At 69.9% G+C, this 25262-nt stretch carries 24 protein-coding genes and 1 pseudogene; 8 read left to right on the top strand and 17 right to left on the bottom strand.

Annotated features, from left to right (window positions below):
- Together ACP15J_RS13550 and ACP15J_RS13555 are read right to left on the bottom strand one after the other, a co-directional pair.
- Positions 1 to 458, bottom strand: a pseudogene (locus ACP15J_RS13550) (hypothetical protein); the annotation flags it as partial.
- 319 nt (positions 459 to 777) lie between these two features.
- The gene (locus tag ACP15J_RS13555; protein ID WP_424937688.1) at positions 778 to 2238 is read right to left on the bottom strand and encodes a hypothetical protein; all 1461 of its coding nucleotides are present in this window, start codon (positions 2236 to 2238) and stop codon (positions 778 to 780) included.
- 360 nt (positions 2239 to 2598) lie between these two features.
- Here ACP15J_RS13555 and ACP15J_RS13560 point away from each other — a divergent pair, with 360 nt between their 5' ends.
- A complete protein-coding gene (locus ACP15J_RS13560; RefSeq protein ID WP_424937689.1) occupies positions 2599 to 3414 on the top strand; it encodes a hypothetical protein in 816 nt (271 codons plus the stop codon).
- Between the two features lie 321 nt (positions 3415 to 3735).
- Here the strand turns inward: ACP15J_RS13560 and ACP15J_RS13565 are convergent, their stop codons facing one another.
- Entirely contained in the window at positions 3736 to 5190 is a 1455-nt protein-coding gene (locus ACP15J_RS13565) for a hypothetical protein (protein ID WP_424937690.1), read from the bottom strand.
- Between the two features lie 336 nt (positions 5191 to 5526).
- On the opposite strand from ACP15J_RS13565, the gene ACP15J_RS13570 reads away from it, so the two are divergent.
- From ACP15J_RS13570 to ACP15J_RS13585, 4 genes are all read left to right on the top strand, one after another.
- Entirely contained in the window at positions 5527 to 6339 is an 813-nt protein-coding gene (locus ACP15J_RS13570) for a helix-turn-helix domain-containing protein (protein ID WP_424937691.1), read from the top strand.
- Between the two features lie 132 nt (positions 6340 to 6471).
- Positions 6472 to 6855 (top strand): GntR family transcriptional regulator, encoded by a 384-nt coding sequence (locus tag ACP15J_RS13575; protein WP_424937692.1) that lies wholly within the window; start codon positions 6472 to 6474, stop codon positions 6853 to 6855.
- Complete coding sequence (locus ACP15J_RS13580) at positions 6852 to 7778, top strand: ABC transporter ATP-binding protein (protein ID WP_424937693.1); 927 nt, start codon at positions 6852 to 6854, stop codon at positions 7776 to 7778. Before ACP15J_RS13575 ends, ACP15J_RS13580 begins: the two co-directional genes overlap by 4 nt.
- The gene (locus ACP15J_RS13585) at positions 7778 to 8464 is read left to right on the top strand and encodes a hypothetical protein (RefSeq protein WP_424937694.1); all 687 of its coding nucleotides are present in this window, start codon (positions 7778 to 7780) and stop codon (positions 8462 to 8464) included. Before ACP15J_RS13580 ends, ACP15J_RS13585 begins: the two co-directional genes overlap by 1 nt.
- A 122-nt stretch (positions 8465 to 8586) precedes the next feature.
- Here ACP15J_RS13585 and ACP15J_RS13590 read toward each other — a convergent pair whose 3' ends face one another.
- Positions 8587 to 9159, bottom strand: a complete 573-nt coding sequence (locus ACP15J_RS13590; protein WP_424937695.1) for a winged helix-turn-helix domain-containing protein — start codon at positions 9157 to 9159, stop codon at positions 8587 to 8589.
- A 73-nt stretch (positions 9160 to 9232) separates the two neighbouring features.
- Here ACP15J_RS13590 and ACP15J_RS13595 point away from each other — a divergent pair, with 73 nt between their 5' ends.
- Positions 9233 to 10570, top strand: coding sequence for an MFS transporter (locus ACP15J_RS13595; protein ID WP_424937696.1), 1338 nt, complete (start codon positions 9233 to 9235; stop codon positions 10568 to 10570).
- Between the two features lie 21 nt (positions 10571 to 10591).
- Here the strand turns inward: ACP15J_RS13595 and ACP15J_RS13600 are convergent, their stop codons facing one another.
- On the bottom strand, positions 10592 to 11815 hold the full coding sequence (locus ACP15J_RS13600; protein ID WP_424937697.1) for an NAD(P)/FAD-dependent oxidoreductase: 1224 nt from the start codon (positions 11813 to 11815) through the stop codon (positions 10592 to 10594).
- 125 nt (positions 11816 to 11940) lie between these two features.
- Here ACP15J_RS13600 and ACP15J_RS13605 point away from each other — a divergent pair, with 125 nt between their 5' ends.
- Positions 11941 to 12432: an Lrp/AsnC family transcriptional regulator gene (locus tag ACP15J_RS13605; protein WP_424937698.1), complete on the top strand. Its 492-nt coding sequence runs from the start codon at positions 11941 to 11943 to the stop codon at positions 12430 to 12432.
- 243 nt (positions 12433 to 12675) lie between these two features.
- Here the strand turns inward: ACP15J_RS13605 and ACP15J_RS13610 are convergent, their stop codons facing one another.
- The 7 genes from ACP15J_RS13610 to ACP15J_RS13640 all read right to left on the bottom strand — a co-directional run bounded on the left by ACP15J_RS13610 (position 12676) and on the right by ACP15J_RS13640 (position 19282).
- Positions 12676 to 13452, bottom strand: coding sequence for a DeoR/GlpR family DNA-binding transcription regulator (locus ACP15J_RS13610; protein WP_424937699.1), 777 nt, complete (start codon positions 13450 to 13452; stop codon positions 12676 to 12678).
- Positions 13449 to 14339, bottom strand: a complete 891-nt coding sequence (locus ACP15J_RS13615) for a class II fructose-bisphosphate aldolase (RefSeq protein WP_424937700.1) — start codon at positions 14337 to 14339, stop codon at positions 13449 to 13451. The genes ACP15J_RS13610 and ACP15J_RS13615 overlap by 4 nt, the downstream gene beginning before the upstream one ends.
- The gene (locus tag ACP15J_RS13620; RefSeq protein ID WP_424937701.1) at positions 14336 to 15346 is read right to left on the bottom strand and encodes a 1-phosphofructokinase family hexose kinase; all 1011 of its coding nucleotides are present in this window, start codon (positions 15344 to 15346) and stop codon (positions 14336 to 14338) included. Before ACP15J_RS13620 ends, ACP15J_RS13615 begins: the two co-directional genes overlap by 4 nt.
- Positions 15343 to 16350: an ROK family protein gene (locus ACP15J_RS13625; protein WP_424937702.1), complete on the bottom strand. Its 1008-nt coding sequence runs from the start codon at positions 16348 to 16350 to the stop codon at positions 15343 to 15345. Before ACP15J_RS13625 ends, ACP15J_RS13620 begins: the two co-directional genes overlap by 4 nt.
- 18 nt (positions 16351 to 16368) lie before the next feature.
- Positions 16369 to 17271 carry an SIS domain-containing protein gene (locus ACP15J_RS13630; protein WP_424937703.1) on the bottom strand — a complete coding sequence of 301 codons (903 nt, stop codon included), beginning with the start codon at positions 17269 to 17271 and terminating at the stop codon, positions 16369 to 16371.
- An 80-nt stretch (positions 17272 to 17351) separates the two neighbouring features.
- Positions 17352 to 18902 (bottom strand): alpha/beta fold hydrolase, encoded by a 1551-nt coding sequence (locus ACP15J_RS13635; protein ID WP_424937704.1) that lies wholly within the window; start codon positions 18900 to 18902, stop codon positions 17352 to 17354.
- Between the two features lie 80 nt (positions 18903 to 18982).
- Positions 18983 to 19282: a chorismate mutase gene (locus ACP15J_RS13640; RefSeq protein ID WP_424937705.1), complete on the bottom strand. Its 300-nt coding sequence runs from the start codon at positions 19280 to 19282 to the stop codon at positions 18983 to 18985.
- Positions 19283 to 19353: 71 nt separating this feature from the next.
- Between ACP15J_RS13640 and ACP15J_RS13645 the strand changes: the two genes are divergently transcribed.
- Positions 19354 to 20592 carry an AI-2E family transporter gene (locus ACP15J_RS13645; RefSeq protein ID WP_424937706.1) on the top strand — a complete coding sequence of 413 codons (1239 nt, stop codon included), beginning with the start codon at positions 19354 to 19356 and terminating at the stop codon, positions 20590 to 20592.
- A 12-nt stretch (positions 20593 to 20604) separates the two neighbouring features.
- On the opposite strand, the gene ACP15J_RS13650 is transcribed toward ACP15J_RS13645, so the two are convergent.
- The 5 genes from ACP15J_RS13650 to ACP15J_RS13670 form a co-directional block, all read right to left on the bottom strand.
- Positions 20605 to 21675, bottom strand: a complete 1071-nt coding sequence (locus ACP15J_RS13650) for a hypothetical protein (protein WP_424937707.1) — start codon at positions 21673 to 21675, stop codon at positions 20605 to 20607.
- Between the two features lie 228 nt (positions 21676 to 21903).
- Positions 21904 to 22821, bottom strand: coding sequence for an ABC transporter substrate-binding protein (locus ACP15J_RS13655; protein ID WP_424937708.1), 918 nt, complete (start codon positions 22819 to 22821; stop codon positions 21904 to 21906).
- Positions 22822 to 22866: 45 nt separating this feature from the next.
- Entirely contained in the window at positions 22867 to 23598 is a 732-nt protein-coding gene (locus tag ACP15J_RS13660; RefSeq protein ID WP_424937709.1) for an ABC transporter permease, read from the bottom strand.
- Positions 23595 to 24287, bottom strand: a complete 693-nt coding sequence (locus ACP15J_RS13665) for an ABC transporter permease (protein WP_424937710.1) — start codon at positions 24285 to 24287, stop codon at positions 23595 to 23597. The genes ACP15J_RS13660 and ACP15J_RS13665 overlap by 4 nt, the downstream gene beginning before the upstream one ends.
- Positions 24287 to 25153, bottom strand: a complete 867-nt coding sequence (locus ACP15J_RS13670; RefSeq protein WP_424937711.1) for an ABC transporter ATP-binding protein — start codon at positions 25151 to 25153, stop codon at positions 24287 to 24289. Before ACP15J_RS13670 ends, ACP15J_RS13665 begins: the two co-directional genes overlap by 1 nt.
- Positions 25154 to 25262: the final 109 nt, after the last annotated feature.

A 25262-nucleotide genomic window follows, 5' to 3' on the forward strand; every position in this document is an offset into this window, starting at 1 on the left:
GTCTGCGGTGCGCAGACCTCGTAGCCCTGTGCGGTGCTGGTCGCCGAGCGCCCATCGGGTGTACTCGCCGTGGCGGTGACCAGCACAGTTCCCGCCGTCGTCGCCGTCACTCCCTGCAGGGCATACTCACCCGGTGCCAACGTCAACGTCGCGTTCGGCGTCGGATACACCTTCCCGTCGATCGTGACCGTACCACCATCGCTGCTGGCGAACGTGAACGTCACCGTCGCATCAACTACCGGACCCGATTCGTCTGTCACCGACACGGTCGCCGCAGGCAGACCCCCACCCGGCGCCACACAGCCGCCCGGGATAGTGAGCGCGGCCGCCAGCCTCCCCGACGCCGCCGCGCCAGGCACCGCCGCCGCCACCGCGATCACCGGCACCGACCACGCAGCGCCCTTCACAATCGTTCGCCGCGAGACACCAGAGATCTCTTCGGGACGCACATCCCCCATGAACATTCCTCAATTCGTTGATCTGTCTTGCCCGGCCCGTAAGCCGGCCTGCCCCGTCCGTAGGCGGCAGGAGCACTGCTCCATTCATCCAGAAAGGACACGCGCAGGAAGCCGGAACCCCGCCAGAGGGCAGGTTCGGGACGAGACTCGGGCAAGTTCCGACATGCTCGGTGACGACACGGACGCTCCCCCACGTCTGGTAGACGATCGGAACCCTCGAGGCAGAGGCGCGCCATCGATACGCCGGCAGAGGCGGGTCCTACATGGAACCCACCCCTGCCGGCGGTCATATGCTCGTCCTCACCGGACACGCATATGGTCAGGCGAGCGCCCAGCCCCAGAAGTCGTTCTCGGTGACGCCGATCCAGCGCGCGACCACCGGTTCCGACTCCATAGTGAGGAGCTGCTGGAGCGCTCCGGTGTTGCCCGGCTGCCACCACCAGGTCCCGTCGTTCTTCCTGAAGTAAGCCGCTCCCGTGCCCGGGGTGACGCTATCGATGTCGCCCGACGTCGTGATCTGCGTGATGTTGCGCGCCGCATCGAGGCCATAGACGTTCCCGTCGCTGCCGGTGATGTACCAGTAGTTGGAGCTCTCCCGCGCTGTGATGGATACGGCCTGCACCCCGGAGGGAAGCCCTGTCACCGAGGTCCAAGATGAGCCGAAGCCATCCAGCATGGCGATCCCTCCGTTCTCCGTGATGGCGGAGACGACCACGGTGCCCGGAGCGATGGAGCGGATCGGCTCAGGAGAGACGGCCGTCGCCACGGCGCTGCCGCCGAGGCCAGTGGCGTAATAGACGCGACCGCTCTCGCCGACCATCCAGGCGTTGTCACCGTTCTGCTGTGTGGTGATCTGCGTGATCGGATCGTTGCCCGGGATCGTCGTCGTCTGGAAAGCCGTGGTGCTGTTTCCGCGCCTGACCTCTCCCGACTCGGAGAGAGCGGTCACGTAGTTCAACCCCACGATCCAGGGCAGGTCAGCAGAGTACGTATGCCCGTCACCGCCCAGGCCCGGCCTGACGTCGGCCGGCGATGCACCCCAGGCGATGAGCTTTCCATCGCTGCCGATCCCCCACCCGTAATTGCCGCCCTCCTGGTACCTCACTGCGTTGATCCGGAGACCGGCAGGGATCTGCACCAGGGATCCGACTCCGTCTGCGCTGCTGGTCAGGTACACGCCCCCTGCCGTCGTGATGAACGAGGCGTAGTCTTTTCCGACAGCGCCTACGCCAGAGAGCTGGACCGGGCCAGCCGCCGTGGCCGGGTTCCCCTGTCGAGTCACCTGGTTCGTCCCACCAGCGCCTTTCTGGTACAAGGTCGCCGTCTGCGGTGCGCAGACCTCGTAGCCCTGTGCGGTGCTGGTCGCCGAGCGCCCATCGGGTGTACTCGCCGTGGCGGTGACCAGCACAGTTCCCGCCGTCGTCGCCGTCACTCCCTGCAGGGCATACTCACCCGGTGCCAACGTCAACGTCGCGTTCGGCGTCGGATACACCTTCCCGTCGATCGTGACCGTACCACCATCGCTGCTGGCGAACGTGAACGTCACCGTCGCATCAACTACCGGACCCGATTCGTCTGTCACCGACACGGTCGCCGCAGGCAGACCCCCACCCGGCGCCACACAGCCGCCCGGGATAGTGAGCGCGGCCGCCAGCCTCCCCGACGCCGCCGCGCCAGGCACCGCCGCCGCCACCGCGATCACCGGCACCGACCACGCAGCGCCCTTCACAATCGTTCGCCGCGAGACACCAGAGATCTCTTCGGGACGCACGTCGTTCATGAACATTCCTCAATTCGTTGATCTGTCTATCGGAGATCGTTGATCTGTCTTGCCCGGCCCGTAAACCGGCCTGCCCCGTCCGTAGGCGGCAGGAGCACTGCTCCATTCATCCCAGAAAGGTCGTTGGCGCGGCCCCGGAACCCCACCGGAAGGCAGGTTTGCGACGAGACTCGGGCAAGTTCCGACATGCTCGGTGACGACACGGACGCCCCCACGTCACTGAGAGGTGAGACTCATGTCAATCCAACTCCGCTGCTCCCGACCCCGCTCCGCTCCTTCCCCCCGCTGATGCCCCCCTCTTCCTCGTCGGCATACCCCGACCACGCTCGCTCACAAGCGCCGCAGCCTTCGCTGTCCTCCTTGGGGTGGCGAGCGACCACCCGGATCGATCGGTCTTCCGTCGAGCTGACCCGCGGCTCGACATGGACGATCGCGCGCGTCTGGTCCACGGTCGGAACCCTCGAGGCAGAGACACTGACCACTGGCACGAGCCGGATACTCCTCAGCGTTGACGGCACTGCCGAGGCCCAGGTCGAAGAGGCCACTTTCACGCTCGTCCCCCGCACGATGCTGGTCGTGCCCGGCGAGGTGAACCTCTCGATCACGAACACCACGCTCTGGGCGCGTTGCGAATGGCATCTGCGGACACCGATGCTCCGCCATGGGCTGCTTGCCGCTCATCACGGGAAGCCGCTGCATCTGTCACGGGACCACTATCAACTGCTGGCGACCATGACCAATGTCGTCAGCACGGAAGCAGGGTTCGGGGAAAGCCGTGGCGCCGGCGTCCTGCTCGACTCCTTCGCGTCCGTGGTCGCCGCCGCCGTCCTGGACGCCGTCGACACGACTCCCCAGCTCTCAAAGAGCCAGGCCGCCATTATCGAGCGGGCCCGGCAGGTCATCGATGAGCGTCACGTCGACCCAACGTTCAGCGTCGCCACCCTCGCATCCGAGCTCGCTGTCTCACCGTATTACCTCAGCCGCCTATACGCCGTCCTCAGCACCACCCCCCGACGCTCCATCGAGGCACGGCGCGTCGAGACCGCACGAGCGCTCCTCAAACTCGCCCCCGCGCACAGCCACGGAGCGATGCTGGAGGTCGCGCATCGATCCGGGTTCAACACGGTGCGCACCCTGCAGGCCGCCCTTCGGCGCCAGCCACCGTCCGCCAGATAGTCACTAGGGGATAGCACTTAGGTGAGGGCCGAGATGCGAATGACTTCCGATCGCGCCGGCCTATGCCCGCCTCGGAGCGCTGCGGCGAATTGCGAAGACAATGCACGACCCGGTTTCCGCGCTGTCGGCGACCATATGCAGAACCGTACCGACAATGGGATGGAATGCGCTCAGGATACGCCTCCCGATGACGACGGTGAAGCCACACCCGGACCGGCGCCCAAGGCCGCATCGCACAGATGCGCCGGCAGGATGGACCTCCCCAAAAGGTCCACCCTGCCGGCGGTCACATTCGCGCCCTCCCCAGGACGCGTCATGCGGTCAGGCGAGCGCCCATCCGTACTGGTTGCCCTCAGTGACTCCGATCCAGCGTGCGGTGATGGGCGTTCCGCCGTCGAGGAGCGGCTGGATCTGTCCGGTGTTGCCCGGCTGCCACCACCAGGTGTTGTCCTTCTTCCGAAGGAAGAGGGACGTCGTGGCCGGGGTGACGCTGTCGATGTCCCCTGACGTCGTGATCTGCGTGATCTTGCGCTCGTGGTCGAGGCCGTAGACGTTCCGGTCGCTGCCGAGGATGTACCAGTAGTCGGAGCTCTCCCTCGTCGTGAGAGAGACTGCCTGCACCCCGGCGGGGAGTCCCGTCACCGAGGTCCAGGACGCGTCGAAGCCGGTCAGCATGACGACCTCTCCGCGCTTCGTGATGCCGGGGACGTACTCGCGGCCCGGGGCGATGGATTCGATCCCGTCGGGATGAGGTTTCGTCGCCACCGCGCTGCCGCCGAGACCGGTAGTGTAGTAGACGCCACCGGTCTCACCGACCATCCAGGCGTTGTCTCCGTCCTGCTGGGTGGTGATCTGCTTGATGGTATCGCCGCCCGGGATCGTCGTCGTCTGGAACGCCGTGTTGCTGTTTCCGCGTCGGACCTCACCCGACTCGGAGAGAGCCGTCACGTAGTTCCGGCCGACGACCCAGGGCCGGTCGGCAGAGTACGTATATCCGTCGCCTCCCAGGCTCGGCTTGACGTCGTTGATGTCAGAGCCCCAGGCGATGATCTTTCCGTCGCTGCCGATCCCCCAGCCGTAGTCACCGCCCTCCTGGTACTTCACCGCCTTGACCTGCAGCCCGGTGGGGATGTTCACCATGTACCCGACGGAGGCGTTCGCCGCACCGGTGATGTACACCTTGCCCTCGGTGGTGAGGAACGAGGCGTAGTTGTTGCCGACCGCGCCGACGCCAGAGAGCCGGACCGGACCGGCCGCCGTGGTCGGGTTCCCCTTCAGAACCTCTCCGGACGGGCCCTTCTGGTACAGGGTCGAGGTCTGCGGCACGCAGATCTCGTAGGCCTGTGTGGTGCTGGTCGCCGAGCGCCCGTCCGACGTCTTCGCCGTCGCCGTGACCAGCACGGTCCCCGCCGTCTTCGCCACCACGCCCCGGAGAGCGGTCTCCCCCACTGCGAGCGTGAGAGTCGAGCTCTCCGTCGGATACGTCTTCCCGCCGATCGTGACCTCACCACCATTGCTGCTGCTGAACATGAGCGTCACGGTCGCACCGGTCACAGGACCCGACTCATCCGTCACCGCCACCGCCGCATCAGGCAGAGCACCGCCCGGCGCCACACAATCACCAGAGATCGTCAACCCCACCGACAACCTCCCCGACGCCGCCGCACCAGGCACGGCCGCCGCCGTCGCGATCACCGGCACCGACCACGCAGCACCCTTCACGATCGTTCGCCGCGAGACACCAGACATCTCTTCGGGCATCGGACTCTCAGTCACGAGCGCTTCCTCTCGGTCTTCTTCCACATGACATGCGCACCGTGGTGTCTCCACGACGATGCGCCCCTCTATTTACGCGCCGGGAGGCGAGTCCGAACCCGCGAGACGACAAGACCGGGCAGCTTCGTGTCGGCTGGAGAACAGCTTCGTGCGTGCGCCGCGGTGCAAGTGGTGTGTCAAAGCCCGAATGTGAGGCTCGTTGTGTCTACCCCGCCCTCGGTATGACGGGCACACCGGCCCGCCACACCGAGGAGAAGCCCTTTTCGAACGATGCCCCCAGTCGAGCCCCCGCTTGTTCCCGATGCCCGTGCCTCTGCACGCTCATCGTCGTTCGGCGTGCTCGGGTGGGAAAATGACGACGCCGGCCCTGGCCGCTACTCCGTCGAGCTCACCCAGCACCGGTCGTGGACCGTGTCACGCGTCTGGTCCACCGGCGGCGTGCTGTCCTCCCGCTCGCTGCCCCACGGAACCGTTCGCGTGATCGTCGGCGTGGACGGGGAGGCGGAGATCCGCGGCGTCCAGGGCGCCGACCGGCTCCGCCCCCGCCAGCTCATCTTCGTCGACGGGGTCGTGCCGCTGGAGACCGCCAATCGGGGCATCTGGGCACGCGCCGAATGGCATCTGCGTGCGCCGGCGTTCACGCTCGACCGCTTCATCGCCCACCACGGCCGCCCCCTTCCGCTGCCCACCGACCACTACGACCTCTTCACCACGATGACGAACGTGATCAGCACGCGGCCAAGCCTCGGGCAGTCGCCGGGTGCGGAACTGCTGCTCGACGTCCTCACCGGAGTCGTGACGTCAGGGGTCATCAACGCCGCTCACGAGTCCGCCTCGCTCTCCTCCGCGCAGGTCAAGATCCTGCGGGACGCCTATGCCGCGATCGACGAGCACTACGCCGATGCCACCTTCTCCGTGCAGACGCTGGCCGCGCATGTCTCCGTGTCGACGTTCTACCTGCACCGGCTCTTCGCCGCCTCTGGCACGACGCCGCGTCGCGCCATCGAGGCACGCCGCATCCGTGCGGCCTCGGTGCTCCTGAACACGACCAATCCGGAATCGCCCGGCGCGTATGAGGACGTCGCACGGGTCACTGGCTTCTCCTCGGGCCGCCAAATGCGCATGGCGTTCCGCCGGAACGGGGGCTGAGGCGAGGCGGCGCGTCGCGCGCCTGGGGGACCCGTCCACGCTCCGGCGGCTGCCGTTCATCACCGGCGTTGACAGATCGGTACTCCTCTGGTTACCTAGTCCAGTAACTAACGAAAGAAGCGAGGAGAGCCTGTGATCGACGAAGGCCGCGCCCTCTTCCTCCAGATCGCGGAGGCGATCGAAGAGTCCATCCTCGACGGCACGCTCACGGAGGAGTCCCAGGCGCCGTCGACGAACGAGCTCGCCGCTTTCTATCGCATCAATCCCGCCACCGCAGCGAAGGGGGTCGCCATGCTCACCGAGAAAGGCATCCTGCACAAGAGGCGCGGCGTCGGAATGTTCGTCTCCGGCGGCGCCCGCGACGTCCTCCTCGGCGAGCGCCGTGCCGCGTTCGCCGATCGCTTCATCGACCCGCTCCTGGCCGAGGCCCGCATGATCGGACTCGGCCCCGACGACCTGGCCACCCTGCTCCATGAACGTGCGACAGGCGCCTCCACCGAAGGGAACCCCGCATGACCGCCGTCATCGAGGTGTCGAACCTCACCAAGAAGTACCGCGACAAGCTCGCGCTCGACCACGTGTCGCTGTCGATCGAGCCGGGGAGGATCTACGGCCTCCTCGGACGCAACGGCGCCGGCAAGACCACCCTCATGTCGATCCTCACGGCGCAGAACTTCGCCTCCTCGGGATCCGTCCGGGTCTTCGGCGAGGAACCGTATGAGAACGCCCGAGTGCTCTCCCGCGTGTGCTTCGTGCGCGAGAGCCAGAAGTACCCGGACGACGCGACCCCGGAGCACGCCTTCCGCGCCGCACGGCTGTTCTTCCCGGACTGGAGCCAGGAGCTCGCCGACCGGCTGGTCGCGGAGTTCCAGCTCCCCACGAATCGCCGGATCAAGAAGCTCTCCCGCGGGCAGCTCTCCGCGGTCGGCGTGATCATCGGCCTCGCGGCCCGCGCCGAGATCACCTTCTTCGACGAGCCGTACCTGGGTCTGGACGCGGTCGCGCGGCAGATCTTCTACGACCGGCTGATCGAGGACTACGCCGAGCAGCCGCGCACGATCATCCTGTCCTCACACCTCATCGACGAGGTCGCCAACCTCATCGAGCGCGTGCTCGTGATCGATGACGGGCGGATCATCCTCGATGAAGAGACCGACGCCGTCCGCGACCGTGCCGTCACGGTGGTCGGAGACGCGGAGAGGGTCGACGCCTGGGCTGCCGGCCGCGAGGTGCTGCACCGCGAGGCGCTCGGGCGAGTGGCCTCGGTCACGACCCTAGGAGTGCTGTCGCCGGCCGAACGGGCGGAGGTGGAGGCACAGGGCCTCGATCTCGCGCCGGTCTCGCTGCAGCAGCTGATCGTCCGCCTGACCCAGAAGGCGGCAGGCACGCGAGGCGCGGATGAGGTCGCCCTCGCCCCGAGCACGGAGGAGGTGCGCTGATGTCCCGCATCCTGAAGGTGGTTCGGCTTCAGCTGATCAACAAGCAGACGTTCGTCTGGGTCCCGCTCATCGTCCTCGGCTCCGCGCTGGCCATCTCGGTCGCCATCTACGCGATGATCCCGGTGGACACCCCGAAGTACGGCGGAGGCGGCCAGGCGCCACTCTGGTACTTCTTCGCGATGGGGCTGTCGGCTCTCACGCTGACCTTCCCGTTCTCGCAGGCGATGAGCATCACCCGCCGCGACTTCTTCCTCGGAACGATGGTCGCCGCGACTCTCGGCGCGCTCCTGATGGCGGCGGCGTTCCTCGTCGGCGGCTGGATCGAGGATGTGACGAACGGCTGGGGTGTGAACGGATATGTGTTCCGCTTCCCCTGGCTCTGGGAGGCGGGTCCGCTCGCCGCCGGGCTGTTCTACTTCGCGCTCGCGATGTTCTTCTTCGTGATCGGCTTCACCGGAGCCACGATCTACAAGCGCTGGGGTGCGGCGATGACCACCGTCGTCAGCGTCGGCAGCGGGCTCATCCTGGTGGCCCTGGCGTTCCTGGTCACGAGGCTCGAGCTGTGGGGGCAGGTCGGACAGACCATCGTCTGGCTCGGCGCTCTCGGCCTGACCCTCTGGGCCCTGGTCGTGATCGCCGTGCTCATGGCGATCTCCTACCTGGTCCTGCGCCGCGCGACTCCCTGACCGGGTCGCCGGCCCTCGATCCAGGCGATCCCCGGTGGGGAGGGAGCGGGCTTCCTCCCCACCGTCGCATGTGCCAGCGGTCGCCGAGCGGCCCTCGGCCCGGCGAGCGCTCCGGCTCCCGCTCAGAGGCGGTCGTCGACCGCGACGATGTCCATCTCGTACAGGCGGGAGTCCGGCGCGTCCGGATCATGGGCGGCCTTGGCCTCCTCGACGACCTCGCCGATGCGTGCCAGCATCGCGACGAACTCATCCGGCGCGAGCACGAGCCCGAATCGAGAGAACGTGCCGTGTGCATTGTCGTCGTCGCCGGAGAGGTAGTCGGACGCCCAGCTCGCGAGCCGCCGCACCATCTCGGTGTGATCGTCGACCATGCCTTGCAGCACCACGCCGCCGAGGGCCCGGTCGGCGATCGGATGCCGCCCTCCGCCCAGGTTCACGCCGTCCTGCACGATCGTCCAGACCCGGTCGCGCCGGTCGTGGGCGAGCTCGGGGCTCTCGGCGAGGAACCCGGCATCGGCGAGGACGCGCAGGTGGAAGCTGATCTTGTTGGCCGGCTCTTCGAGCGTGTTCGAGAGGTCGGCCGCCCGCAGCGCCTGCCGCGACTGGAACTCCCGGAGGATCCGGCGGCGCAACGGATGCGCGATGGCTTTCAACGCTGCGGTCGTCGGCGCCTGCGGGTCGTCCCCCTCGTCCATGCCGAAATTCTACCCAAGGGAAGTTGCGCAATGGTTATTGCGCAACTTCCCTTGCTCTTCTACAGTGATCGGCATGGACGCCCCCTCCCCCGCTCCTTCCTCCTCACTCTGGCGCAACGCCCGCTATGTCTCCTGGCTCGTGAGCGACACAGCCAAAGGGCTCGCCCAAGCGCTGTTCGCCTTCGCCGTCCCGCTGTTGGCGCTCATGATCACGGACGACCCCGCGCAGGCCGGTGTCATCGGCGCGACGGGGATGGCCGTCCGCGTCGTCCTGGTGATGCTCGGCGGCGTCCTGGCCGACCGTCACTCCCGGATCGCGCTCATGGTGATCGGCTCGGTCCTGGGCGTGCTGATCGCGGGAGCTTTCACGGTGCTCTCGGCCGCGGGGGCGCTGACCTTCATCGTCCTCCTCGTGCTCGACGTCCTCCTCGCCGCACGGAGCGCGCTCTTCGACGTCGCCGGCGAGAGCGCGCTGAAGGAGGTCGTCCCCGCCCCCGCGATGGGTCGTGCGCAGGCGGCGAACCAGGCGCGCGAGGCCGTGCTGCAGCTCGGCGGCGGCCCGCTCGGCGGAGCGCTCCTCGTCGTCGGCGGCTGGCTCGTCGGCGCGGTGATGGCCGTGTGCCATGGGATCGCCGCCCTCACGGCCGCGCTGATCCCTCGCCTGCCGGCGCCCGCCTCCTCTGTCTCGGAGCCCTCCCTCCCGATCGGGACCGAGGGGACCGAGGACGCCCGTGAGGCGCCAGCGACGCGCAACGCCGCCAGGGAGATCCGCGAAGGCGTCGTCTGGCTCTTCTCCCGCGTGGACCTTCGCGGCGTGCTGATCGTCATGACCGTCGTGAACCTCGGGATCAACGCCGCCATGACCACGGTCGTATACGGCCTTCAGCAGGACGGGCATTCGCCGACGGTGATCGGCTGGCTCAGTGCCGGCATCGGGGGCGCGATGCTCGTCGGCGCGCTGTTCTCGGGCGCACTGGTCACGCGCGTGGGTGCAGGCGCGCTCATGGGCTCGGGGCTTCTCATCCTCACCGTCGGCGCCGCCGCCACGGCGCTCGTGACCGACGCGCTGCCGATCGCCCTGATGCTCGCGGTGCCTGGACTCCTGCTTCCGGCCATCAACGCCTCGATGATGGGCTACTTCATGGTCGCGACGCCGAGCGCGATGCTGGGACGCGCCAACAGCGCGACGATGCTGTTCGGGATGGGTGCGACACCACTCGCCCCCCTCATCGCCGGCGTCGGGCTCGCCACGATCGGACGCGAGGCGACGATCCTCGTCAGCGCAGGGCTCTGCGGCATCGCCGCGATCCTGGCACTGACGAACCGGAGCCTGCGCTCGCTCCCCGCCGAGGCCGGCTGGGTCGCGCACGCCGAACGGTTCGCGATCGCCACGCCGTCCGGCGTGCGCTGACGCGGCCGGCTCGCGTCGCCCTCAGCGCAGGGGGTCGAAAGGGGCGATGATCGGATCGATCCGTCCGGTCACGATCTGCTCCGCGAGGAGCTTGCCGGTGGCGGGGCCGAGCACGATCCCCCACATCCCGTGCCCGCCGGCGACGTAGACGTTCGGCGCCCTGGTCGCGCCGACCAGCGGCAGACCGTCCGGCGTGACCGGACGAGAGCCGACCCACTCGTCATGGCGGCGCTCGAGATCCACCCCGGTCAGCAGCTCCCGGGCCTGCGCGATGATCGCCTGGACGCGTCGTGGCTGGAACGGCTCGTCGGGCCCGCGGAACTCCATCGTGCCGGCGATCCGGAAGCGCCCCTCGTAGGGCGTGCAGGCGATCCGCTGGTACGGCAGGTAGACGGGGTGCCGCGCCGGCTGCTCGCTGTCGACCGTGAAGGAGTATCCGCGGCCGGCCTGCACGCGGGTGCGCACCCCGAGCCGTCGCGCCAGCCGGGGCATCCACGCACCCGTCGCGATCACGGCGGAGTCGGCCTCCAGACGCTCTCCGTCGGAGAGCTCCACGACCGGCCGCCGCGTGGACGAGACGTCGACGACCTCGCGGCCGGTGATCATCCGTGCTCCGCGGCCCAGGACCGCCGCGGCGAGCGCTTCGACATACGGAGCCGGCTCGATGAAGCGCTGACCGTCCAGGCGGTAGCCGACCGTCACCCGCTCCGACAACTGCGGCGCGAGCTCTCTCGGGTCGTCCAGCCGCTCGAAGGGGACGTCCTGGCCGTGCCGGATCACCCCGGCGATCTCGTGCAGGAATCCCTTCGCGTGCGCCTCCTCGGCGAAGCCGATGACGAACGGGCCCTCGCGGGTCCACGAGTCCACTCCTCCGGCCTCGAGCTCGTCGAAGCAGTCCAGCGCGACCCGGTCGATCGGTGTGAGGGCCGCCATCGTCCGATCCCACGCCCGCGCGGTGCCGTGCGCGGCGAACCGGGAGAGGAAAGACCACAGCCCCGGGTCCACGCGGAGCGGCACGTGCAGTGCGGCGTCGGGGTCGAGGAGCGCCTTGGGCCCGTACGACCACAGACTCGGATCGGCCAGCGGGATGGTCTTCCCCGGGGTCAGCCAGCCCGCGTTCCCCCACGACGAGCCGGCGGCGACGCCCACCCGGTCGATCACCGTCACCTCGATCCCGCGTTCCTGCAGATGCCAGGCGGTCGCGAGACCCACCATCCCGGCACCGACGACGATCGTTCGCACCATTGCGCCCTCCCGATACTCTCCTCCTCATCATGCAGATCTCGATGCCTTCTCTCGCATGCGACGAAGAATCTTCGTACTCTGGTCGAGATCAGGAGCAGATCCCTCTCCTGGAGAAAGGAACGCTCATGTCCGCAGCCGAATCTTCGCCCTCTGCCGCGGCACCGGCCGCCCTCGACGCGACCGACCTGACACTGCTCGCGGAGCTCGGCCGTAACGGACGCATCTCCAACACCGAGCTCGCCGCGCGCGCCGGCATCGCCGAGTCCACCTGCCTCAAACGCGTCCGCTCCCTGCAGGCCCGTGGGGTGATCACCGGATTCCACGCCGAGATCTCGCCGGCCGCGCTGGGCCTCGGGCTGGAGGCGCTCATCTCGCTCCGGCTGCACGCCCATGCACGCGGGGATCTACGCCGATTCCAGGCCTACCTCGAAGACATCCCGGCCACCCAGCGGGTGTACTTCCTCGCCGGAGACCGAGACTTCCTCGTCCACGTCGCGGTGCACGACGCCGGCGATCTCCGCGAACTGGTCTCGGACACCCTGTCCGTGCTCCCGGAGGTCGCAGCCACCAGCACGAGCCTGATCTTCGCGCACGCGACCGGTCGTCGCCGGCTGTAGCCCAGGCGCCCGCCCGCTCGCGCCGGATGGCCCCGAGAACGGCCAGGCTCCGCTCGCGCGCGGGTGACCGTGACGTCTCCGGGCGGCTGAGGTCTCCGAATGGCTGAGAGATCTCCGGATGGCGGAGATCTCGGTTCGGCATCCTCCGGCATCCGGGAAGTCGCCAGCCGCCCGGAACGGAGGCGATCGAACGGGCCGGCGGCTCGGCCAGGCACCGCCGAGACCGGACGAGCGGCCGAGGCGTCAGTCCGCGACGACGACCTCGTAGCCCGCATCGCTCAACGCCGCATGGTCGGCGTCCGCGATCCCGCGATCCGTCAGCAGCGTCGGGAACAGGTCGACGCCGCCCACCGCGGCGAAGGCCGTGACGCCGATCTTGGCGGAGTCCGCGGCGACGATCGCCCGCCGCGCCCGCCGCGCCATCATCCGGTTCACCGCCGCCTCGCGCTCGTCATGCGTGCTCGCGCCGGCCACGGCATCGATGCCGTTCACGCCGATGAAGGCGAGGTCGAGACGGATCCCACTCAGCAGCTGATCCACGAAGGGGCCCACGAGCTCGTAGCTGCGAGCGTGGATCACCCCGCCCGTGACGACGACCTTGATGTCGGTGCGCGTCGCCAGCTGCGCCGCGATGTTGACGGCGTTCGTCACCACGGTCAGACCGCGCTCGGCGAGATCCTCGCGCGCGGCGAGCGCCGCCGCGATCGCAGTGGTGGTCGTGCCTCCGGAGAGGCCGACGACCGCGCCGGGAGCGACGAGGGCGGAGGCGGCCCGCGCGATCCGCTCCTTCTCGTCGGTCCGCTGGTGGCTCTTGTACCGGATCGGCAGCTCGTACGCGACCGACTGCGCCACCGCTCCGCCGTGCGTGCGCGTGAGCAGCCGCTGCTCGGCGAGGCTGTCCAGGTCGCGGCGGGTCGTGGCGGGCGACGTGCCGAAGCGCTCGACCAGTTCCTCCACACCGACCTCGCCCTGCGCCGCGAGGAGGTCGAGGATCGCGGCCAGGCGCGCCGCCCGGTTCACGCCTCCGCCCCGTTCGCGGGCGATGACGCCTCGCCTGCGAAGAGGCGCAGCAGGCGCGCCGCCTCACCCACGACCGCCTCACGAGCAGGGGCGAAGTACCGCCGGGAGTCGACCAGCCCCTCGTCCGCCGCCAGCCGCTCCCTGATCGCCCGGGTGAAGAAGCCGTTGAGGTGAGTCGATACGTTGACCTTGGTCATACCGGCGCGGACAGCCGCGGCGAGCAGGTCGTCGGGGACGCCGGAGGAGCCGTGCAGCACGAGCGGCACATCGGCTCCCCGGCTTCCGGCGCCGCGGAGGATCGCCCGGAGCCGGACGATGAGATCGAGGTCGAGCGTCGCCACGCGATCCGTCATCGCGTGGGATGAGCCGACCGCGACCGCGAGCGCGTCCACGCCGGTCTCCTCCACGAAGGCCCTCGCCTCTTCCGGATCCGTGCGGACGCCGGGGGCGTGCGCGCCGTCCTTGCCGCCGACCTCGCCCAGCTCGCCCTCCACGTACACGCCGGCCGCATGCGCTCGGGCAGCCACCGCACGCGTGAGTGCGACGTTGTCGGCGTAGTCGAGCCGCCCTCCGTCGAACATCACCGAGCTGAAGCCGAGGGAGATCGCCTCGTCGACGAGCTCGGGCCGTTCGGCATGGTCGAGATGGACGGCCACGGGCGTCGTCGCGCGGCGGGCGACGGCGAGAGCGGCGAAGGCGATCGGCTCAAGGCCGCCGTGGTAGTCGACGCAGTTCTGCGAGATCTGCAGGATCACCGGCAGCCCTGCGCGCTCGGAGGCGGCGACGAGGGCCTCGGCGGTCTCCAGGTGGATCACGTTGAAGGCGCCGATCCCGACCCCGCGGGCGGCGGCGTCCGCCACGAGGTCTCGGGTGGAGGCATGGGTCATCGCTGCTCCTTCCGTTCGATGAGGACAGCCGCCTCGAGGGCGGGCCAGGACGCGTGGACCTCGCCCGCGAGCGGCATGAGCACCGCCGCGGCCGACCATGCGGTCGCGCGGCGGATGATCGTCTCCGGATCGTCCTCGCCCTCGGCCCGCAGCACCGCGCACGCGGCGACGGCGGCGTCGCCGGCACCGGTGGGGTTGCCGGCCAACGGCTCCGCGAGTCGCGCGCCGACGATGCCCTCGGCGGAGACGGCCAGCATCCCGGCAGACCCCAGGGAGAGGAGGACCAGCCCTGCGCCCCGCCGCAGCAGCTCGCGAGCGCCGTCCACCGGGCGGTCGATCCCGGTCGCCTCGGCGAGCTCGGCGGCGTTCGGCTTGAGCACCGAAGCCCCGGCCTCGGCGGCTCGCAGCAGTGCCGGCCCCGAGGTGTCCGCGATCACCACGGCGCCCGCCGCCCTGCCCTGCGCGACGAACGCCTCGATCGTGTCGTCGGGGGACCCGGGCGGAACGCTGCCGGCGACGACCAGGACGGGTCGGGCGGACGCCGCCTCGGCCAGGGCGGCCTGGACGGCCCTGCCCGCCGACGCGACCGGGCCGACCGGCTGCGCGCCGCGAGAGACGGCCGCGGTGAGAGCGGCGCCGACGGCGGCGTGCAGCTCCCGCCATTCGGAAGCGGTCGGAGCGATCCCGCGCTCGTTCACGATCGTCGCGTCGCCAAGGCTCTCGTCGACGAGCGCGACGCTCCGCCGGGTGGGCGCCTCGACGGGGATGACGGTGTGCGGCACCCCGCTGTCGCGGAGCTCGCGCCGGACCTCGTCGCCGGTGGCTCCGCCCGCGGTCGTGATGGCGTGGACGGCCGCCCCCTGGGCATGCGCCACCCGCGCCACGTTCAGCCCCTTGCCCCCGGCCCGCGACCTGCCGGCGTCCGCGCGATGCGTGCCGCCGGGCACGAGCCGGTCGACGCGCCAGGTGAGATCGACGGCCGGGTTCGGCGTGACGGTGACGATCATGCGATCTCCCTGGCTCGGAGGGCCGCGCCGAGGATCCCTGCGTTCCCCTGGAGCTCGGCGGGGACGAGCACGGGGATCCGGTGAAAGCTCAACCGGGCTTCCAGACGGCGGCGCAGCTCGTCGAACAGTGCGCCTCCCGCGCGGGACAGCCCTCCGCCGATGACGACGGCCTGCGGCGCCATCACCGCTGTGAGCTGCGCGATCGACAGGGCGAGCGCGTCGAGGGCCTCGGCCCAGACACGGCCCGCCTCGGCGTCGCCACGAGCGGCGAGCGCGATGACCTCTTTCGCGCCGTCGACCGCCCGGCCTGTCGCGGCGGTGTAGCGGCGGGCGATCGCCCCGGCCGAGGCGACGGCCTCCAGGCAGCCGCGCGCTCCGCACGGGCACAGCGGCTCGTCGCCGATCGGAGCGTGCCCGATCTCACCCGCATAGCCTCCGGCCGTGTAGGGACGCCCTCCGACGAGCAGCGCACCGGCGATGCCGGTCCCGATCACGAGCACCACCGAGTCGGCGTACGGCTGGGCGGCGCCGACGACGTGCTCGGCCCAGCCCGCCGTCCGCACGTCGTGGTCGAACGCCACCGGAAGGCCGAACGCCTCTTCCGCCTGCGCCCGGATCGGCGCGTCGCGCCAGTCCAGGTTGCTCGAGAAGACGCCGACGCCCGCGACCTCGTCCACGATCCCGGGGACGATGAGCCCGACCGCGCGAGGCCGGATCCCCGGATGCCCCTCCCGAAGCTCGTCCGCGAGGCCACGCAGCCGCATGAGCAGACGCGTTGGCGCGTCCTTCCCGGCCGGAGGCGTCGGCGTGCGGCGCAGGCCGAGCGGTCTGCCGTCGGCGTCGAACAGCGCCGACTTGATGTCGGTCCCGCCGACGTCGAACGCCAGCACCGCCGTCCCCGCCCCGATCCCGCGGATCGGCGTGAGGACGTCACCCTCGGCGTCGGCGGGACCCGTGCCGCCTGCGGCGTCAGGCGCGGGGGTCCGACCGGTCTCCGGCGTCATCGGCCGACTCCTCTCGCCTCAGTCGTCGAGGATCACGGAGCGGGTGAGGTTGCGCGGCCGGTCGGGGTCGAGTCCCTTGGCGAGCGCCCGGTCCAGAGCGACGCGATGCAGCCGCGCGAGATCCGCCATCGGGTCGATGGGGTGCTCGACGAAACGGGCGCCCGTCGCCGCGACCTGCGCCGCGAGCCCCTCCGGGGCGGCGCCGAACTGCCAGGTGATCCGCCCCGGCGCGGCGATCGCGACCGGACCGTGACGGTAATCCATCGACGGATAGGACTCGGTCCAGGACTGCGACGACTCGCGCAGCTTGAGCGCCGCCTCGTGCGCGAGACCGATCGTCCAGCCGCGGCCGAGGAAGCTGTACTGGTCGGCGGCGGCGAGGGACGGGTCGATGTCGGCCAAGGCACTCCTGGCGTCGGCGATCGCGCGGGAGATGTCCTCGCCGAGCGCCGAGCGGAACAGCGCCAGCGACGTCGTGGCGAATCGTGTCTGCACCACCGAGCGCTCGTCGGCGAAGGGGAGGAGGATCGCATCGTCCACGATGTCGACGAGAGGAGAGGCGGGATCGCCGATCACGCCGACCACGCGGGCCGAGGATCCCGTCTTCCGCAGGCCCGCGACGAGCTCGAGCACCTCGGTCGTGGTGCCGGAGCGCGTGAGGGCGACGACGGCGTCGTAGCCACGGTCGACGAAGGCCTCGGAGGCCGCGAAGGCGTCCGTCACCCCGAAGCCGCCGGACTCCCGCAGCGCCGCATAGGACTGGGCCATGAACCAGGAGGTGCCGCATCCGACGACGGCGACGCGCATGCCGTGGGCGGGCAGGAGGGACTGTTCGGCGCGCATCGCCGCGGCACGCTCCCAGGTCTCCGGCTGGGAGTCGAGTTCCGCGCGCATGTGCGAGCCGGGCTGCTGATCGGTCATCGGGCCCTCTTCTGTGAGTGCTTATGATTGAAATCTTTCAAAAAGATCATAATCATCCGATGGTGACGAAGCCAGCGCCCTCACCGGTCGGTCGCGCAGCGGACCTCCTCCCCCGGTGTCGCCCCGGTCCTCAGGTAGTCGACGGCGATCGCCGTCGAGCACTGCGACCGCGAGAAGACAGAGACGTGCCCTTCGCCGTCCACGGGCAGGAGCACGGCATGCAGCGCATCCGCGAGGGAGGCCGCGTCCGAGAACGGCGTCGCCGGGTCTCCCGTCACGGATGTCACGAGGAACCGCTCCTCCCCGTCATAGGAGATCTGCGGATCCCGGTGCACGGGACGGTCGCCCGCACACCCGAGCACATGCACGGCGTCCTCCACGAAGCCTCCGGAGTCCTGTCCGAAGAAGAGGTCGTCGTCGGGGAGCGGGGCGATGCTCGGCCGCGCCGCGAGCCCCGAGGTGTTCGGCATCGCGCAGAACACCGCGTTCGAGAGCCGGTGAGGGACGCTCATCCCCTCGTCCTCACTCTTCGCTCCCTGCCCCTTCGCCGATGCGGACCCCGTGCCGCGCCGAGGCGCGGGCGTCGCCGCCGCGTCCGAGGTCGCCTGCTCGACGGCGGCCACGACCTCGCCCAGGCGTGCGGCGGCGTCCGGCCATTCGGACTCCCCGCCGTAGAGCGCGGACATCACCTCGTTCGTCAGCGTGAACGCCGTGACCGGGGAGTCGGACGAACCGGCCCCGTCCTCGAGCGGACGCGTGCCCAGGTCCACGCGGAGCGCGATCAGTCGCTCTTTGGCCTCCGCCGGGTCCCCCGAGAAGGGACACGGGCCCAGCTCTCCGTTCACGCATCGGGCGAGGAACCGGTCCAGAGCGTCCTCGAGCGCGAGACTCTGACGTTCCCACCCCAGAGGCGCGAAGCTGTAGTCCACCGCGGCGCCGTCGAAGACCATCCGTTGCGCGTGCTGCGGGAAGAGCGAGACGTAGACGGCTCCGACATACGTCCCATACGAGGCACCGACCGCGCGGAACGGCTGACCGCCCGTCAGGCGGCGGAGGTATTCGTAGTCCATCGCCAGGTCGGCGGTGCTGGCATATCTGAGGAGAGTGTCCGACTCCTCGCACGCGATGCTCCACTCCGGGCAGTCCAGCGGCTCCGGGCCCAGATCGACGCCGTACACACCGCGAGGGGTGAGGCTCGCCGCGGAGAACGCCGCCTGCACCTGCCGGTTCTTGTCGCCGCCGACGACCGAGGAGAGGAAACCCGCGCCGTCGCCGCCCGGGCCGCCGTCGAGGAGGAACAGCAGGGGCGCGTCAGGGGTCGCCGATCTCTTCATCCGGACCGGGACCTCGATGGTCGCCCCTTCGGGGGAGGACCAGTCCACAGGGACCCGCATCCGCGCGCACGACATCTCCTCGTCGTCGTCGCACGGCTCCCAGCCCAGCGACGCGCCCCTCTCCTTCTCCGCCCATGCGCCGACCCACGAGTCCGCCGCGGACGACGTCACGACCGCGGAGTCCGTCGAGCCGGTCGGCCACACCGATCCGGCGCATCCGGAAAGCCCGAGCAGCGCGGCGACGGCCCCGCCGCCGAGCGCGAGACGGACGAGGAGTGACGACGAGCGATGGCCCATGAGGCGAGGCTATCGCGGGGCCGAAGACGACACGGAAGAGACTAAGGACATGCCCGTGCCCGGACGGCCGCGCCTGTCCCTCAGCGCCCCTCGGCGGCCTCCGTGTGATGCCGGATGACCTCGGCGACGACGAAGTTGAACCACTTCTCGGCGAACTCCGGATCCAGGTGCGCCTCCTCCGCGAGAGCGCGCAGGCGGGCGACCTGCTGCTCCTCGCGCTTCGGATCCGAGGCGGGCATCTCGTGCTCGGCCTTGAGGCGCCCCACCTGCTGCGTGCAGCGGAACCGCTCCGCGAGCATGAACACCAGCGCCGCATCGATGTTGTCGATGCTCGCCCGCAGACGCAGGAGCTCGGCCTTCGGTTCTTCCGCAGCGGTCATGGCACCCTCCTCGCACTCGACACTCCGACACTAGCGTGCCCGCGATGCACCACTCGCCTAGGGTGAGACCCATGAGCCACGACCGCGCGACCGGCACAGACCCGGAGAACGAACAGACGGCCGACCCCATGGCCCGGAGCGCTGCGGGCACCACCGGCACGGCGGCCGAGAGCACAGTCACAGACGCTCCGACAGAAGGCTCCGCGCCCTCGGCGTCCGGCACAGGCTCCTACGTCGAGGCCGTCGCACCGCGCGCCTCGTTCTGGACGCGCATCGACAAGCCCTTCGTCTTCGGCTTCCTCGCCACGCTCGGGGGACTCGCCGCGATCCTCCTCGGCCTGACGCTGTCGAACCTCTCGACCGTCCTCATCTACATCGCCTTCGCCCTCTTCGCCGCTCTCGGACTCGATCCGGCCGTGCGATTCCTGGAGCGCCGCGGGCTCTCCCGCGGCGTGAGCGTGCTGATCGTGATCCTCTCGCTGCTGGTCCTGCTGATCGCGGTCATGGTGCTGATCGTGCCGATCGTCGTCAACCAGATCTCGATCTTCGCGCGCTCGATCCAGCCGATGATCCAGGACTTCATGCACAGCGACGTCTACCGCTGGCTGGAAGGCCAGTTCGGCGCCCAGTTCCAGGACCTGTTCGCCGAGGTCCAGAAGTTCCTCACCGACCCGAACAACATCGCGGCCATCGGCGGCGGGGCGCTGCAGGTCGGTGCGTCGATCGCGACCGGGATCTCCGGACTCATCGTCGTGTTGGTGCTGACCCTCTATTTCGTCGCGACCCTGCCGTCGATGAAGACGGGCCTGCTGCGCCTGGTCCCCGCACGCGACCGCGAGCGGGCCGGAGACATCACCGACCAGATCACCGACTCCGTCGGCGGCTACGTGCAGGGCATGGTGATCCTCGCGTTCATCAACGCGATGATCACCCTGCTGCTCTACACCGTCCTCAGCCTTCCGTTCCCGCCGCTCATGGCCACGGTCGCCTTCCTGGTGACCATGATCCCGCTCGTCGGCCCCGTGCTGTTCTGGGTCATCGGATCGAGCATCGCCCTGTTCGCCGATCCTGTGGCGGCGCTCGTCTTCGCCGCGATCTACCTCGCGTACATGCAGATCGAGGCCTACGTGATCACGCCGCGCGTGATGAACAAGGCGGTCTCGGTCCCCGGCGCCCTCGTCGTGATCGGCGCGCTCGCCGGCGGCACCCTCCTCGGTCTGCTCGGGGCCCTGATCGCGGTGCCGGTCGCGGCCTCGATCCTCATCATCGTGAAGCAGATCTGGATCCCGCGTCAGGACTCCCGAGTCTGACGTCGCTCGGTATCAGCAGGTCCAGCTGATCTCGACCATCCCCGGACCGGTGCCGCCCGCGGCGAACGTGCCGGACGCGCCGGGGTTGATGACGCTCGAGCCCGCACCCCCGCCCGCGTAGTGACCGAGGAACCGGGGGAGTGCTCCCCCGGTGGTGGGCTCTGCCCAGAAGGATCCCGTTCCCGCGCCGCCTCCGGCGAGACCGCCGCCGCCGGCGCCGGCACCCCAGCCATCCGTCCCCTGGTTGTTGACGTAGTTGGAGGTGCCGGGGATGACGTTCCCGCCGTCGCCGCCGCCGTTCGCCCCGGATCCGGGAACGCCGCCCGCCGCGCCCCAGCCGGTCGCCCAGGTGTAGTTGGTCAGCACGGCGAAGCCTCGCGAGAAGCCGCCCGGCGCCGAACCGTTCGCGCCCTTCCCGCCGGGCGCGTACATGTCGCCTTGGCCGTCTGTTCCGCCTTGCCCCGCGGAGCCGCCCGCGCCGGAGAACGTCGCCGGCGGCTGCGGCGCGAGCTTGGACCCGTTCGTCCTGTCCGAACCGGCGCCCCCGCCGCCGCCGGCGACCACCAGGGGGGCGCCGTTGAGGAGGATGGCCGAGCCCGCGCCGCCGCCGGTGCCGGTGTAGACGAAGCCTGTGCTGATATCGGGGGTGTGCGAGGGGATCGACGCGATGCCACCGTTGCCGAACCCTTGGGAGACGATCGGGGTTCCCAGCCGCCCGTGCCCCTGCTGCCCGGCGATGATGTCGAAGGTCATCGGCGCCCCGGTCGGCGAGATCGACCCCGTCAGGAGAGCCCCCGACCCCGCAGCCTGCGGACCGCCACCCGCACCACCGCGGACGATGAAGGTGATCGTCCGCGCGTTCCCCGGGACGATGACCGTCTGGCGGGCCACCGCCGAACCCGTCGCGCCCGCCACGAGTGAGACTCTGCCCGGGGTGCAGGCGACGGATGCCGACGCGGCCGGCACCGCCACGGCCGCGGCGATGACGGGCATCGACCACGCGGCGCCCTTCACGAGGGAGCGGCGGGAGAGTCCCGCCGACTCCGGGCGGAGGTCTCCTGCCGATGCTTCTGTCCTCTGCATGAGGTGTTCGTCCTTTCGCGTCCAGGCGACATGGTCATCGCCTTCTTGAGGGACACGAGAGCGCCCCGTTCATCTGACGGAAGGACGAGGATCCGTGAGGAACAGGGCGTCTGCATGGGACCTTTCTCCGCGAGACCTGTGCCGTCATGGCGCGGGGCGTCCTCCGGCACGACTGCGGCCGCCGTTCCCGAAGGATCCGACGGCCGCAGTGGGCGTGCAAGCGACGTCTCAGCTGAGACCCTTCTCTGCGATCCAGGCCTTGGCGATGTCGGCCGCCTCCTTCTTGTCCTTCGTGCTCTGCACGTTGAGCCTGCTGAGCTCCTCCGTCGTGAGCTTCGCGCTCACCGCGTTGAGGGTGTCGGCGACCTTCGACTCGGCCTTGGCGCTCACGATCGGCACGATGTTGGAGGACAGGATCATGTTCTTCGGATCCTTGAGCGCCACGATCTGCTCGGTCTGGAACGCGGGGTCGGCGGAGTAGATGTCGGCGACCTGGACCGTCCCGGCCAGCAGCGCCTCGAGCGTCGTGGGGCCCGTGGCCGAGAAGCCGAGCGTGACACCGTAGGCCTCCTTGGCGGCGGCCGGCCCATAGGGGCGCTGCTCGAACTCCGGCGCGGCGCCGACCGTGACCGTGCCCTGGACCTTAGCGAGGTCGGCGATGCTCTCCAGCCCGTGCTCCTGGGCGTACGCCTTGGTCACGGTGTAGGTGTCCTGGTCTGTGGCCTGGGCATAGTCGAGGGCGACGAGGCCGTCGGGCAGCGCCTTCGTGAGCGCCGCGTAGACGTCGTCGGGGCTCGTCGCCGTGGCCTTCGGGTCGAAGTACTCCAGCAGATTGCCGGTGTACTCCGGGAAGACGTCGATCGCTCCGGACTCGACCTGGGGCATGTAGGCGTCGCGCTGACCGATGTTGAACTGGCGGGTGACCTCCACCCCCTTCTTCTCGAGGGCCTGAGCGTAGATCTCGGCGATGATCTGGTTCGAGTAATAGGCCTGCGATCCGATGACGACGGCGTCGGAGGAGCCGTCCGTCGTCGAGCCGGACGGCTCGGCGAGGGGGTTGCTCGATCCGCAGGAGCTGAGGGCGAGCGCGAGCGCCGCGGCGGCGCCGACAGCGGCCACGGCGCGGGTGAGGCGAGCGGTGAACATGGGGTTTCCTCTCAGTGGCGGTCGGGGGTGCGGGGAGGGGGAAGGTCAGGCACGCGCCGTGGCGGCCTTTCGGACGTCACGGCGAGAAGAGGAGGATGGACGACCGCCGGCGGCGCGGATGCCGGCGGGGACCGCGGCCTGCTGTGCGAGGGCCAGGAGGAGGTCGGCGAGAAGGGCGAGAAGGGCGACGAGGACGGCTCCCGCGAGGACCTGGTCGAAGCGACGCAGCGGGATCCCCTGGATGATCGGCCAGCCGAGACCGCCGAGGTTGACGTAGGCCGCGATCGTCACGGTCGCGATGACCTGCAGCACGGCCGCGCGCAGACCGCCGATCAGCAGCGGGAGCCCGAGAGGCAGCTCCACCTTGCGGAAGACCTGCCACGGCGTCATGCCCATCGCCCTCGCCGCGTCGATCACCCGACGGTCGATCGCCTCGACCCCGGTATAGGCGCCGGCGAGGAGCGACGGGATCGCGAGGAGCACGAAGGTGATGATCGCGGCCTCGGGGGTGCGCAGCACTCCGAGCAGGAGGACGAGCAGGACGAGGAGCCCGAACGACGGGATCGCGCGAGCGGCGCCCGAGACCGCCACCGCGATCTCGCGGCCGCGCCCGGTGTGACCGATGACCCACCCGGCCGGAACGGCGATCGCCGCGGCGATGAGGACCGAGACGACGGTGAACAGAAGGTGCTGGCCCAGAAGGACCGGCAGGGCGTACGCCCCCTCAAGCCGGTCGGGGGAGAACAGCCACCGCAAGGCGTCGACGAAGAGGTTCATGCGACCGCCTCCGCGGTCTCTGCGGCGACCGCCGCTCTCGTCTTCCGTCTCCGTCGAGCGGTGCGCTGCCACGGCATGACCAGGCGCCCGAGGAGGACCAGAAGCAGATCGACGAGAAGAGCGAGGACCACGACGGCCGCGACCCCGGCGAAGACCTCCTCGATGATGCGGCGCTGGAGACCGTCGGTGAACAGGTAGCCGAGGTTCGTCACGCCGATGAGGATCCCGACCGTGGCCAGAGAGATCGTGCTGACCGCGGCGACGCGCAGACCCGCGAGGATCACGGGCCCGGCGAGGGGGAGCTCGACCGTCCAGAACCTCCTGGTCGCTCCGTAGCCCATCGCGGTCGCCGCCTGCCGCACGCCCTGGTCCACGGAGTCGAGGCCGTCGGCGACGGCGCGAACGAGGATCGCTACCGCGTAGATCGTCAGGGCGATCACGAGGTTCGCCTCGATCGTCGCGGGATAGCCGGCGACGGCAGGGAGCAGGATCAGCAGCGCGAGCGACGGGATCGTGTAGAGCAGGCCCGTGAGCGCGATGATCGGCCCGCGCACCAGACGGTACCGCCAGGCGATCCGGCCCAGGGGCACGGCGAGGACGAAGCCGAGCACGAGCGCGAGAAGGCTCTGCCGCACGTGCACGACCGCGAGCTCGAGGATGAGCCCGATGTTCTCGGCGATCCAGCGCATCAGCCGCCGTTCTCGCCGATGCCGGCCGAGACCTCGCCGGCACCGGCGGGGATCTCGCCGGCCAGCGTGCCCTGGGCACGCCCGTCGGCGTCCACGACCACCGTGCCCCGCGGCGTGGTCTTGAGGTGCAGGGAGCGCTTGCCCCGGTCGGCGCCGATGAACGCCGCGACGAAGTCGTCGGCCGGAGCGGCCATGATCTCCTCCGGAGAGCCCGCCTGCACGATCCGCGCACCGACGTCGAGGATCACGATCTGGTCGCCCAGGAGGAAGGCCTCATCGATGTCGTGAGTGACGAACACCACGGTCTTGCCGAGCTCCCGCTGCAGCCGCAGCATCTCCTGTTGCAGCTCGGTGCGGACGATCGGGTCGACCGCACCGAACGGCTCGTCCATCAGCAGGATGTTGGGGTCGTTCGCCAGGCCCCTGGCCACGCCGACACGCTGCTGCTGGCCGCCGGAGAGCTGGCTCGGATAGCGGTCGGCAAGCGAGCGGTCGAGGCCGACGGTGTCGAGCATCGTGCGCGCACGCTCGTGTGCCTCGGCGCGGCCGACGCCGTTCAGACGCAGCACGGTCGCGACGTTGTCGATGACGGTGAAGTGCGGCATGAGCCCGGAGTTCTGCATGACGTAGCCGATGCGACGGCGCAGCGCGACCGGATCTCCGTCGAGCACGTTCTCGCCATCGATCTCGACCGCGCCGGAAGACGGGTCGACCATCCGGTTGATCATGCGCAGCAGCGTGGTCTTGCCGCAGCCGGAGGATCCGACGAAGACCGTCGTACGCCGCGACGGGATCACGAGGTCGAACTCGTCGACCGCGCGGGTGCCGTCGGGAAAGGTCTTGGTGACCGAACGGAACTCGATCATGGGTCCCCCGCGCCCCTAGGCGCCGACCTCGATCCGTGGGCCCATGCAGATCGCCTCGGCCTCGGCAATCGCGGTCCCTTCATGCACAGCCTTCATGGTCGTCCCTCCT

This window comes from Microbacterium sp. S308A+, from assembly GCF_049800815.1.
GTDB lineage: Bacteria > Actinomycetota > Actinomycetes > Actinomycetales > Microbacteriaceae > Microbacterium.

Bases quoted from the DNA above. Each gene is read 5' to 3' on its own strand.
- ACP15J_RS13555 (WP_424937688.1), bottom strand. From the start codon at position 2,238: ATGAACGACGTGCGTCCCGAAGAGATCTCTGGTGTCTCGCGGCGAACG.
- ACP15J_RS13580 (WP_424937693.1), top strand. From the start codon at position 6,852: ATGACCGCCGTCATCGAGGTGTCGAACCTCACCAAGAAGTACCGCGAC.
- ACP15J_RS13585 (WP_424937694.1), top strand. From the start codon at position 7,778: ATGTCCCGCATCCTGAAGGTGGTTCGGCTTCAGCTGATCAACAAGCAG.
- ACP15J_RS13590 (WP_424937695.1), bottom strand. From the start codon at position 9,159: ATGGACGAGGGGGACGACCCGCAGGCGCCGACGACCGCAGCGTTGAAA.
- ACP15J_RS13595 (WP_424937696.1), top strand. From the start codon at position 9,233: ATGGACGCCCCCTCCCCCGCTCCTTCCTCCTCACTCTGGCGCAACGCC.
- ACP15J_RS13600 (WP_424937697.1), bottom strand. From the start codon at position 11,815: ATGGTGCGAACGATCGTCGTCGGTGCCGGGATGGTGGGTCTCGCGACC.
- ACP15J_RS13605 (WP_424937698.1), top strand. From the start codon at position 11,941: ATGTCCGCAGCCGAATCTTCGCCCTCTGCCGCGGCACCGGCCGCCCTC.
- ACP15J_RS13615 (WP_424937700.1), bottom strand. From the start codon at position 14,339: ATGACCCATGCCTCCACCCGAGACCTCGTGGCGGACGCCGCCGCCCGC.
- ACP15J_RS13620 (WP_424937701.1), bottom strand. From the start codon at position 15,346: ATGATCGTCACCGTCACGCCGAACCCGGCCGTCGATCTCACCTGGCGC.
- ACP15J_RS13625 (WP_424937702.1), bottom strand. From the start codon at position 16,350: ATGACGCCGGAGACCGGTCGGACCCCCGCGCCTGACGCCGCAGGCGGC.
- ACP15J_RS13630 (WP_424937703.1), bottom strand. From the start codon at position 17,271: ATGACCGATCAGCAGCCCGGCTCGCACATGCGCGCGGAACTCGACTCC.
- ACP15J_RS13635 (WP_424937704.1), bottom strand. From the start codon at position 18,902: ATGGGCCATCGCTCGTCGTCACTCCTCGTCCGTCTCGCGCTCGGCGGC.
- ACP15J_RS13640 (WP_424937705.1), bottom strand. From the start codon at position 19,282: ATGACCGCTGCGGAAGAACCGAAGGCCGAGCTCCTGCGTCTGCGGGCG.
- ACP15J_RS13645 (WP_424937706.1), top strand. From the start codon at position 19,354: ATGAGCCACGACCGCGCGACCGGCACAGACCCGGAGAACGAACAGACG.
- ACP15J_RS13650 (WP_424937707.1), bottom strand. From the start codon at position 21,675: ATGCAGAGGACAGAAGCATCGGCAGGAGACCTCCGCCCGGAGTCGGCG.
- ACP15J_RS13655 (WP_424937708.1), bottom strand. From the start codon at position 22,821: ATGTTCACCGCTCGCCTCACCCGCGCCGTGGCCGCTGTCGGCGCCGCC.
- ACP15J_RS13660 (WP_424937709.1), bottom strand. From the start codon at position 23,598: ATGAACCTCTTCGTCGACGCCTTGCGGTGGCTGTTCTCCCCCGACCGG.
- ACP15J_RS13665 (WP_424937710.1), bottom strand. From the start codon at position 24,287: ATGCGCTGGATCGCCGAGAACATCGGGCTCATCCTCGAGCTCGCGGTC.
- ACP15J_RS13670 (WP_424937711.1), bottom strand. From the start codon at position 25,153: ATGATCGAGTTCCGTTCGGTCACCAAGACCTTTCCCGACGGCACCCGC.